Source organism: Streptococcus sp. HMSC034E03 (genome assembly GCF_001811505.1).
Taxonomy (GTDB): Bacteria; Bacillota; Bacilli; order Lactobacillales; family Streptococcaceae; genus Streptococcus.
The window spans coordinates 126,585-137,674 of record NZ_KV804976.1; the positions used below are offsets into that span (position 1 = coordinate 126,585).

6 protein-coding genes and 4 pseudogenes are annotated in these 11,090 nt (G+C 36.8%); 2 read left to right on the top strand and 8 right to left on the bottom strand.

All coding sequences use genetic code 11. The features are described from left to right. Positions 1–190 precede the first annotated feature (190 nt). Positions 191–1,138: an AEC family transporter gene (locus HMPREF2805_RS04120; RefSeq protein WP_075231518.1), complete on the bottom strand. Its 948-nt coding sequence runs from the start codon at positions 1,136–1,138 to the stop codon at positions 191–193. 77 nt (positions 1,139–1,215) lie between these two features. Next, the gene (locus HMPREF2805_RS04125) at positions 1,216–2,841 is read right to left on the bottom strand and encodes a malolactic enzyme (RefSeq protein ID WP_075231519.1); all 1,626 of its coding nucleotides are present in this window, start codon (positions 2,839–2,841) and stop codon (positions 1,216–1,218) included. Positions 2,842–3,199: 358 nt separating this feature from the next. Here HMPREF2805_RS04125 and HMPREF2805_RS04130 point away from each other — a divergent pair, with 358 nt between their 5' ends. Together HMPREF2805_RS04130 and HMPREF2805_RS04135 are read left to right on the top strand one after the other, a co-directional pair. Beyond that, positions 3,200–3,550: a helix-turn-helix domain-containing protein gene (locus HMPREF2805_RS04130; RefSeq protein ID WP_075228884.1), complete on the top strand. Its 351-nt coding sequence runs from the start codon at positions 3,200–3,202 to the stop codon at positions 3,548–3,550. A 127-nt stretch (positions 3,551–3,677) separates the two neighbouring features. Next, the gene (locus HMPREF2805_RS04135; RefSeq protein ID WP_075231520.1) at positions 3,678–4,556 is read left to right on the top strand and encodes a LysR family transcriptional regulator; all 879 of its coding nucleotides are present in this window, start codon (positions 3,678–3,680) and stop codon (positions 4,554–4,556) included. A gap of 423 nt (positions 4,557–4,979) precedes the next feature. Here HMPREF2805_RS04135 and HMPREF2805_RS11615 read toward each other — a convergent pair. From HMPREF2805_RS11615 to HMPREF2805_RS04155, 6 genes and pseudogenes are all read right to left on the bottom strand, one after another. Beyond that, positions 4,980–5,216: pseudogene (locus HMPREF2805_RS11615) on the bottom strand (hypothetical protein); the annotation flags it as partial. 140 nt (positions 5,217–5,356) lie between these two features. Continuing rightward, entirely contained in the window at positions 5,357–7,477 is a 2,121-nt protein-coding gene (locus HMPREF2805_RS04140; protein WP_002926014.1) for a heavy metal translocating P-type ATPase, read from the bottom strand. A gap of 13 nt (positions 7,478–7,490) precedes the next feature. Next, a pseudogene (locus HMPREF2805_RS10605) lies at positions 7,491–7,693 on the bottom strand (CopY/TcrY family copper transport repressor); the annotation flags it as partial. 151 nt (positions 7,694–7,844) lie between these two features. Next, positions 7,845–8,317, bottom strand: a pseudogene (locus HMPREF2805_RS04145) (hypothetical protein); the annotation flags it as partial. 88 nt (positions 8,318–8,405) lie between these two features. Beyond that, a pseudogene (locus HMPREF2805_RS04150) lies at positions 8,406–10,534 on the bottom strand (heavy metal translocating P-type ATPase). Beyond that, complete coding sequence (locus HMPREF2805_RS04155) at positions 10,527–10,895, bottom strand: ArsR/SmtB family transcription factor (protein WP_002926021.1); 369 nt, start codon at positions 10,893–10,895, stop codon at positions 10,527–10,529. The pseudogene HMPREF2805_RS04150 and the gene HMPREF2805_RS04155 overlap by 8 nt, the downstream one beginning before the upstream one ends. Between the last annotated feature and the right edge of the window lie 195 nt (positions 10,896–11,090).

Sequence of the window (11,090 nt, forward strand, 5' to 3'; positions counted from 1 at the left end):
CTAAATTGTGATGCTTTACGAGCTTTTTTCAATCCTGGTTTGAAAAGTCTGGCTTTTAGGAAAGCTCAAAAGCGCTTGATAGGAAACGTCCGAAGAGTTTCTTCTGATTTCTATTTCAATAAATAAGAATTTATGTATCTAAAATAGTGCAATTTCTTAACGCAAAACTTTCAATCCTATCTCTTCCTTCTTATCCTAACAAAGTTTGTAATATTGGAATAACAACGATAAATAGAACCGTACTTAGAGTCACCACATTCGTAGAGAATTCCACATCTCCTTTTCCCTGATTAGCAAGGATCGGAAGAACAGCTAAAGCTGGTGTAGCGGACTGAATCATAAAGGTCTTAAATTCTACTGTCGCCATATTTGGTGCAAAGAACTTCAATACAAGAAGCATGATTAGAGGAGCTAGGATAAAGCGTCCAACTAAAGTGACAATTGTATCTTTATCAAAAGTAATAGTTTTCAAACCTGCCTTTGCAAGAACGATACCAATATAAATCAGAGATAGGGGAGTGACGATATTTCCAACATAGGTTAAGGTATTCGTTGCGAAATCTGGAATAGAGATTCGAAGAATCAAAAATAGCAGAGCCACAAGAAAACCTACAAGCGGAGCTGGTAGCAATTTCTTCCAGTCAAATTTACTTGTCTCCTTGCTTTGACCCGATTTACTGTCGCTCGTCATCAAATACACGCCCAATGTCCAGGTGGAAATCGTGTTGGTGATATAGTAAATTAAGAAATAAGGAAGAGCCTGATCCCCAAAAAGAGCAACGTTTAAAGGTAAACCAATAAAAATAGTATTGGCATTCACAAAGGTATTCATCATGGTTCCTCGCCGTCCTGGACGAACCTTGAAAACCACAACTGCAATATAAGCTACGATATAGCCCGAGATAAAGGCCACAAATGTATAAAGGAGACCTCCAGAAAGACTGATTAGTTTATCTAGTGTTAGGTATTTCATCACCGACACAAAGATTGACGCTGGCAAGGCTACATTCATGATCAAACGAGATAGGTTAGGTCCAAAGGCATCTCCAAACCATCCCTTCACCTGAAGAATATACCCCAAAACAATGATAGCGATAATCGGAATGATACTCGTAATCGAGGTTAAAAAGAGTGACATAGGTATCCTTTCTAAATTACTTAAGTCCACAGCCCATACAAATCTGTCGCTAGCGAAGGATAGACAGCAGCAATGAATTATTTATACTCTGGATACCACTTCAAATCACGAACTGCTTTGGCCATATCTGTTTCCTTAGCACGCGCCAGACCTTGCTCTTGTGCTTTTTTAGCGACTGCTTCTGCTACTTTAATAGAAACATCTGCTACATACTTGAATGGTGGCAAGACAGGAGCTCCTGGTTGGCCTGGATTGACAATACCACTCAATGAATGAGCTGCTGCTCCAATCATTTCATCAGTCAAAAGACTTGCTTCAGAAGCCAGCATACCTAGACCAAGACCTGGGTAAATCAAGGCATTATTGGCTTGACCAATCACATAGTCGACACCTTTATAAGAAACCGTATCAGCAGGAATTCCTGTTGCGACAAAAGCCTTGCCATCTGACCATTCAATCAAATCTTTGGCACTAGCTTCTGCTAGTTTGGTTGGATTTGACAAAGGGAAGATCATCGGACGCTCTGTATTTTCACACATAGCTTCTACTATTTCTTTAGTGAAGGTATTAGGCTGAGTCGAAGTTCCTACAAGAATGGTTGGCTTCACAGTCTTCACTACTTCAAGCAGATCAGTCAACTTGTCTGCGTTACTAAAGTCAGCACGTTTCTTAGCAAACGGTTTTTGTTCAGGAGTTAGGTCATCCATGTCATCAAAGAGAAGACCTTGTTTATCAACCATAAAGAAACGTTTATAGGCTTCTTCTTCAGAAAGACCTTCACTTACCATTTCACGAAGAACACGAGCGGCAATTCCTGCACCCGCAGTACCACCACCATAGCAGAGATAAACTTGATCTGTTAATTTTTCACCACTAATATCCAGCGAACCAAAGATACCACCTAGGGTAACGATTCCTGTACCTTGAATATCATCATTAAAAGTTGGAATTTGTTTCCGGTATTTTTCAAGAATATTGGCAGCATTCGAGCGGCCGAAGTCTTCCCAGTGAAGGTAGAGTTTAGGAAAGAGACGTTCTGCTGTTTGAACAAATTGGTCAATGAAGTCGTAGTAACGATCACCACGAACCCGTTCGTGACGATTTCCTAAGTAATTAGGATTGTTACGAAGTTCTTCACGGTTAGTCCCTGCATCAATAACTAAAGGAAGAACCATAGAAGGATCGATTCCAGCAGCACCCGTGTAGACCATCAATTTCCCAACAGAAATATCGACACCATTTGTTCCCCAGTCACCGATTCCAAGGATTCCTTCTGCATCTGTTACAACAATGAGACGAATCTCGCGATCCCCAGCAGCATTTTTCAAAGTGGCTTCAATATTTTCAGGATGATTGATATCAAGATATCCCGCATATTGGGGGTCTACAAAGAGGTCACTATAGCCTTCAATGGTATCTGCAATGGTTGGATCATATACAATTGGATTGAATTCTTCCAAATGTTGAGAAAAGAGGTAATAGAAAAGAGTCCGGTTGGTATTAAAAATTTCCATTAGGAAAAGACGTTTTTCCAAATCATTGGCTTTTGTTTGCATTTGTGCATAAGTTTGCGCCGCTTGTTCTTCGATCGTTTGAACATACGGTGGCAGTAAACCAATAAGACCTAGTTCCTTTCGCTCCTCTAAGGTAAAGGCAGTACCTTTATTGAGGAAAGGGTTGTTTAAAATATCATGTGCAGTCATAGTGCAACCTCCTTTTTACTTCTATTATACCACTTAAAATGAATTGTTTAGAAAACTTTGTTGTTTAAAAAATACTATCGTGTACGCATATGTTATAATGAGTCTACGAAGACAATTTTCTAATAAGCTCTTTATACTTAAAACACTATTATTAATGGCACTTTAAGTTGTTATATTTTATAAAGTTCTGAACTCATAAAACTCTCGATGATCACTCTTTACTAAAAGTTTCGAGTAAAAGAAACTAATCATACAAATTGGCAATCCGAATTAAAATAAATATTATATAAGTTTGTTATACAATACTTTGTATTTTTTAAAATGTTTTTTTGTCATGCAAAACTTGTATTCTATTTATATGACGAATAAAAACTATTTACAACACTATATTTCCCAAAAAGTGAAATATTTTCGAACACAGAAAAAAATGAGCCAGGAAGAACTTTCGGAACAAGCAGGACTTGGGCTTAAGTATATCAATCAACTTGAAAACCAAAATGTGAATCTGACCATTCACAGTCTTGAAAAAGTGATTGTCGCCCTAAAGATGACCCCAGAGGAATTTTTCAATTTTGATAGCCTTGAATCAACCTCTGATAAGACCGATAATCTTTCACTCAAAAGAATCAACATGAAGATTAAACAGCTCCCTATTGATAAACGAGAAAAGATGTTGGTCATTTTTGAAAGTATCTTAGATAACCTCTGATATCCCTGACTCACTTACATTTTAACCGGTGAATACTCGTATAGTCAAATTGTGGGATACGGATAAAAATTATTTATCTGGTGATTTCCACTTATTTTCCTTCTCCAACTAATGAAAGTGAGCCCATATGAATTTAAAAGATCTACAATATTTTTATGACCTCTGTCAGCTTCAATCCTATACGGAAGTAGCAAAACAACACAAAGTCAGCCAACCATCTATTTCTTATGCCATCAAGCGCTTAGAGGAATCTTTTAATTGCAAATTGATTCACCACGATCCCTCGCATCGTTCCTTCAAACTCACTCCTCAAGGACAAATCCTTCTAAAGCATACAGAAAAGATCTTACCTGAGGTTATTTCTACTCGCAAAGAAATTAATCGCTCCTTGGCCCAATACTCTACTGTAGGATTCCCACCTATTATCATTCAGTATCTCTTTGCTGCCTTAAACGAAAAAAATAAATTCGATTTTTTAAAAAAGGTACGCCCTATCCGCGGTGGCTCCGTAGAGTTATTAAATCTTCTCCTCAAAGGAGACCTTGATGCAAGCCTACTCGGCTTGATTGAACCACTCAATCATCCTTCAATAGAGACACATGAACTCTTTCATAAAGAACTGTATGTCGTTTTATCTAAGAACCATCCTCTTGCTACTGCTCCTTCCCTCACTTTTGAAGATTTAGTAGATCAATCCTTTATACTTTTAGATGAACACTTTGTTCACCTGAAAGCTTTTGAACTACTTAATCAAAAGTATCAAAACAAGGCAGAAATATTCTTTAAGAGTGACGACATTGTCATCATTAAAGAACTTTTAAAGAAAGGGATTGGCCTTAGTTTACTGGCTGATATCGCACTTTCTGATGAAGATGATGATTTAATAAAAATCCCTCTAGTACCGGAGGACCAGATCACATTTACAGTTTATTATGCTTATCTCAAATCAGCTACACTGTCATCAGAAGTAGAAGCCTTATTTAATCTCATTAAATCATATGAATAGAAAAAAACTCTAACTATCAACTACCTGATAGCTAGAGTTTTTTACATTATAGGTATTAGACTAAAGCACGAAGAAATAGGATATGATCGCCGAATTTTTCATTTACCTGATACCCTTCAAGGAGATTTCTAATTATAAATCCACAAGGTGTCAATAAAAAAAGAACACCCCGAAAGGTGCTCTTTGTAAGTATAGTCATTCTTTCGAAGAACGTTTACTAAATTGTGATGCTTTACGAGCTTTCTTAAGACCTGGTTTGGAAAGTCTGGGTTTCAGTTTGATTAAAAATATTGCAATATCAAGCACTTGCAGAATTCATTCTGCTTTTTTATTTTAAAAAAAATGAATGAGTTTAATTGAAATAGGGGAATAGTTTAGGTCTGTAAGCATTAAAATAATACACCTAACTTTGATCACCATTTTTTAGTTATTCACTCTTTTTTCAGATAGTGTTTTTAAAGTTATGATGTAAAATGCCGCAATTAAAACACTATACATCATAATCGGAGGATAGACAATTAAGGATAGAATCAATCCCACTCCTTTAATTATTAGGTCAGGTATCAATGACTTTCTATATTGTGCGGTAGCTTCAAGTAATTCTTTCTGATCTATATTGGGTTTATCAATTACTTTATGTAAAAACCAGTTTGCTACCGTAATAAATTAAAAATCGTGTTGGTAGAAAAATCGTCTACTTCTACCAACACGATTTTACAAAGAGCCAGTACTTACATCTCTTTTTCTCCTGTAAAACTATTGTATCTTGATACTTTAAGGAGTTTCAATCATTCGATCTGTTAACCGTTATTTTTTGGATATAAACTTAATAACATCGCATTAATGGCGACGATGACTGTTGACACAGACATTAGGATTGCTCCTAATGCAGGGCTTAATGTGATACCAATAGGAGCCAAAATTCCTGCAGCTAGAGGGATAGCTATAAAGTTATAACCAGCTCCCCAAAATAGGTTTTGTTTCATTTTACGAGTTGTTTTGTGTGCTAATTCAATGAATGATTCAATATCTCCTGGATCGGATTGAGTCAATATGACATCAGCTGAATCCAATGCAACTTGAGTTCCAGCACCTATAGCTATACCAACATCTGCTAAGGCAAGAGAAGGAGCATCATTTACACCATCACCTACCATGATAACTTTCTTTCCTTCATCTTTAAGTGTTTTAACCAACTCATATTTGTCTTGTGGAGATTGATTTGATCTATATTCAATCCCTAAAACTTCTGCTGCGCCTTGAGCCGCTTTTTCATTATCACCTGTTGCCATAATTGGTTGAATATTGTTCTTTTTAAGAGCTTTAATTAACTCTTTACTCGTTGGTTTTAATTCGTCCCCTAAAGCTACAGCACCAATGGCATCATCGTTTTCTACTAAGACACTAAGAGTTGCTCCTTTTGGAATATCCATATCAAGATTACGTCCATAGGCTTTTTGACTGATTAATTGGTAACGGTGCCCACCTGCTTTACCCTCTACTCCAGAACCGGAAATCACATCAATCGAATCAAAAGATGCTGGACGTATATCTTGCTGCTCGGCGAACCTTATAATTGATTGAGCAATTGGGTGGCTAGATCCTCCTTCAATACCTGCCAATAAGGCAATGATTTCCTCTTTTGTATATTTGTCATTAAGAAGTTTTACATCTAATACTTTAAATTCACCAGTTGTTAAAGTACCCGTTTTATCTAAAATGATCACATCTGCATCTTGAGCTATTTCTAAGGCTTGGCGGTCTTTTACTAGTAATCCACGGCTAGCCCCTAAGCTTGTGCTACGGGCGGTTACTAATGGAATAGCCAGACCCAATGCGTGCGGACAAGCAATAACTAATGTAGTAATAGTAAATATAACTGCCGTTGGGATATCTCCAATAATCATCCACACTACAAAAGCAATTAGCGCGACAATAACAGCAATATAGAAGAGCCATCCTGCAACCTTTTGCGCAATATTTTCTGCTCTGGAAGGCTGACTTTGAGCTTGGCTGATTAAATTCTGAACTTGAGAGATGAAGGATTGATCACCTGTCTCATTCACTTTAATATAAAGAACCCCTTCTCCATTTGTTGAGCCTCCGATTACTTCATCGCCAGGGCCTTTTTTTACTGCTTTTGACTCCCCAGTTAGAAGAGCTTCATTTAAACGTGATTCGCCACGCTCGATAATCCCGTCTGCTGGCACATTTTCTCCGGCTTGAACACGAATTAAATCACCTACCTTTAAGTCAGCAACTGGTCGTGTTTCAATTGAATCGTCTTCTAATACAACGTGAGCATCTTTCGGCACTAACTTGGCCAATTCTGCTTGTGCGTCTCCTGCTTCTCCAATAGCTTTCATCTCAATCCAGTGACCTAATAGCATGATTAATAGTAATGAAGCAAATTCAAAGAAAAAGTCCATCACGTGTTCACCCGTTACGTAGGTAATGATCACAGCATAAATACTGTATGAATATGAAACACTTAAACCTAAAGAAACGAGTGCCATCATTCCAGGTTCTTTTTGTTTAAATTCGTCAACTGCACCTTGATAGAATGGACGTCCACCATAAATAATTAATATAGTAGATAAAATAGCTACTACAATATCAGAATATGGAAAAGTAAACTGGAATGGTAGTTCAAATCCATGCAAAGGGACTAAGAGCATAATAATGATTCCTAGTGGCAATGACTTTAAGAAAAGTTCCTTAAAGCTTCCGTGATGATGGTGGGCATGCCCTCCGTGCCCACTGTGGTCATGCCCACTGTGCCCGCTGTGATTGTGCCCGCTGTGATCATGCCCACTGTGATCATGCCCAGCATGATGTTCTTGATGTTTATCCTTATGGTCTCCATGTTCATCTGTGATTCCATGCTCGTGTTTTAACTTATCCATGTTGTCATTATTCATTTTAAATTCCTCCTTATGCTAAATGATGATGTAAATGACATTCGCATTGTCCTTCTGGACAATTGCAATCCACTTCTTCTAGTGCGAAAGATTTTTCATCTCTAATATTTTTTCTAGTCGTTCTATATCATCGAAGCTTAAAACATGATCGTCAATGATACTTCTTATTACATTTCCGACTTTCTTATTGCAAATACGGTTAAAAATATCTTCTGCATCTGTGATATAAGTATTAAATTCTATTGTGCTCATTCTCCTTTCCCCCTAGTTGTCTACAGATGTGAACAAACATGTTCGAAGTAAGTTTACTATTGTAAACAAATTGTGTTAAGTATTTTTAACAAATGTAAGGAACGCTTATAGCTTTTTATCTCTCCCCTTCTATCTCATAATAATTTTCATAGTTTTTCCTATACTGAACAAGGTCAGAAAATTGTTCTTTTTTTCTTGCAATTTATCGAAGTTTGATAGTATTTCTTTTGTTTTTGGTAGCTTTTTATAGTTTTCTAAAATTTCTTTAGCGGCAATTTTATATACGGGAAGTTCGCTATAATACTCCTCTGCAAATTGTTTATCTTCAAGATTTTTCTTGTGGTATTTATAGATTTCACGATACTTATTTATAGTATTTATATTTTCCATATCTTGAGATAAACTCTTCATTTTAGTTTCAATGTTCTTTATTTTATCTAACAAATCTTGTCTATCATCGGCAGATTTTTTGATTAGATCATCGAGCTGGGTAATGGAATTAATGCCTTGTTCTCTTAATTTAATTATTGAATCTGCCATTGTTTTGATATTATGTTTCCTTGCCCAAACTTCATAACCTTTGGCACTGACCCCCGTAAATGAGAATTAAATAAAAACACCCAAAAAGTTAGATTTTCTGTCTAACTTTTTGGGGTCAGTACAACCATTTTAGAACCTATTCTTTGATTTTCAATAAGCGTAAACTGTTTAATGTTACAAGTAAAGTTGCTCCCATATCAGCAAATATCGCTATCCAAAGTGTTAACCAACCGGGCATGACCAAAAGTAATGCCACTAATTTAATCGCCAAAGAGAAGGTAATGTTTTGCTTGATGATTGCTAAAGCCTTACGACTTAATTTTATTGTATATGGCAATTTACTCAAATCATCAGACATTAAGGCGATGTCAGCCGTTTCTAGAGCTGTATCAGTTCCAGCACCACCCATTGCTACACCAACGGTAGATGCCGCAAGGGCTGGAGCATCATTCACGCCATCTCCGACCATCCCCACACTTTGATGTTTTTCTCGAAGTTCTTTAATAAAATTAAGCTTATCTTCTGGAAGTAAGTCAGCTTTAATATCCGAAACACCAACTTGTTTTCCGATGGCTGTTGCCGTTCTTTGGTTATCGCCTGTTAGCATCACTGTTTCGATTCCCATATTGTTCAACTTGCCGATAACTTCTTTAGACGATTCCCTCATTTCATCGGCTACGGCAATAAACGAAAGAATTTCTTTTTCTGTTCCTAACACCATCACCGTTTTACCTTGAGTTTGCATATCGGCAATTTTTTCTTTTTTATCGCTTGAAATGCTTCCGTGTAATTCCTCAAAAAGATTTTGACTTCCCACATAATACATTTCATTATTTATTTTGGCTTTAACGCCTTTACCTGTAATGGATTGAAAATCCTCTACTGTTACTTCATTGAATTTTAATCCATTTTCTTCTGCTTTTCGCATAATCGCTGAAGCAAGAGGGTGCTGCGATCCTTTTCAATGGCTGATGTTATGGTTATTAATTCATTTTCATTTCTACCATATGTCACAATGTCTGTTACAGCTGGAATCCCTTTGGTTAATGTTCCTGTTTTATCAAAGGCTATCGCTTTTAAGTGTCCTGCTGCTTCTAAATGGATACCACCTTTAATTAATACACCATTTTTCGCTGCATTTCCTATTGCTGTAACCACAGCAACTGGAGTTGAGACTACTAAGGCACAAGGACAACCAACCACTAATACAGCTAATCCTTGATAAATCCATTGGCTCCAGTCTCCGCCAAATAATGGTGGAACTACTGCAATTAAAAGAGCTAGTATGACAATAGCTGGTGTATAGTATTTTGCAAATTTCTCGACAAACGCTTGAGAGGGGGCCCGTTCTGCTTGGGCTTCTTCTACCAAGTGAATGATTTTTGAAAGAGTGGTATCTTCAACTCGTTTTGTTACTTTAACCTCAAGTAACCCTTCTTCATTCAAGGTTCCTGCAAATACTTCATCATTTGTGATTTTCGTTACTGGAACACTTTCACCTGTAATCGCAGCCTGATTTAATGTCGATGTACCTTTAACCACTATTCCATCCATTGCTAACTTTTGACCGGGCTTAACTATCATGATGTCTCCAACTTGAATCTCATCAACATGAATCATCATTTCTTCATTGCCTCGTCGAATTAACGCTTCTTTTGGGGCAATATCCATTAAAGATTCAATAGATTGACGTGCTTTATCCATTGAATAACGCTCTAATGCTTCACTAATCGCAAATAGGATAACAACGGTTGCCCCTTCACCCCATTCACCAATAATTGCAGCTCCTATAATGGCAATAGTCATAAGCGTATTCATATCGAAATTTAATCTGCTTAAATTTTTGAGACCTTTAATAAATAACGAATATCCACCGATTAAAATGGACGCTGCATAACCAATTGTCGGTAGAACATGCTCTTCACCATACTGCTCTCCTAAGAACCAGCTAACTACAAGTAAAAGAGCTGATATATATACCTTAATGTTTTCTTTCTGCTTCCAAAAAGGTTCTCCTTCTACCCTTTGTTCTTTTTCATCTCGAATTTTTAAATTTTCAAATGCTCCTGCTTTTTCTAATTCTTCAATGGTTGTCGTCCCTTTAACATAAACTTTAGATGCTCCGAAATTTACTTTCGCATCCTGAACACCGGGAAGTTCTTTAACATTATTTTCAAAAATGGCTGCACAGTTCGTACAAGTAAATCCTTGAACACGATAGGCTTTCATTTCTTCTTCGAACTGTTTTGCTTTCCCACTAGACATTGATCTTCACCTCTTTCTTAAGTGCCAATGCAATCATCATAATTTGTCTGATATGCTCATCATCTAATGAATAAAATGCAAGTTTTCCCTCTTTTCGAAACTTAACAATCCCTTGCTTATGGAGCGTTCGTAGGTGATGAGAGGCATTTGCAACCGTAACACCTATAATATTTGCAATATCACACACACACAGTTCGTCATCTTGACACAATGCATAGGTAATTTTTGCTCTATTTTTATCTGCAATAGCTGTTAACATTTGGGCAACACTAGAAATATCTACTGTCTGTAAATTCCCTTGTATTCGATTGACCTTTTCTTCGTCATAACAATAAATTTCACAAGTATCTTTGTTAATCATATTCTCACCTCAATATCATTCAAGTATTTGCTTGAACATAGTATAACCCTTTTCATTAATTAAGTCAAGTGTTTTTTGGCACTGACCCCCGTAAATGAGAACTAAATAAAAACACCTCCAAGTTGGATTTGACACAATATAATCAAATGCACATGGAGGTGTCTTTTTATTAAATTCTCACTTTTTGGGGTCAGT

What these genes read in the sequence shown, in the direction of transcription:
- HMPREF2805_RS04120 (WP_075231518.1), bottom strand. Translation starts at nt 1,138, where the DNA reads ATGTCACTCTTTTTAACCTCGATTACGAGTATCATTCCGATTATCGCT.
- HMPREF2805_RS04125 (WP_075231519.1), bottom strand. Translation starts at nt 2,841, where the DNA reads ATGACTGCACATGATATTTTAAACAACCCTTTCCTCAATAAAGGTACT.
- HMPREF2805_RS04130 (WP_075228884.1), top strand. Translation starts at nt 3,200, where the DNA reads ATGACGAATAAAAACTATTTACAACACTATATTTCCCAAAAAGTGAAA.
- HMPREF2805_RS04135 (WP_075231520.1), top strand. Translation starts at nt 3,678, where the DNA reads ATGAATTTAAAAGATCTACAATATTTTTATGACCTCTGTCAGCTTCAA.
- HMPREF2805_RS04140 (WP_002926014.1), bottom strand. Translation starts at nt 7,477, where the DNA reads ATGAATAATGACAACATGGATAAGTTAAAACACGAGCATGGAATCACA.
- HMPREF2805_RS04155 (WP_002926021.1), bottom strand. Translation starts at nt 10,895, where the DNA reads ATGATTAACAAAGATACTTGTGAAATTTATTGTTATGACGAAGAAAAG.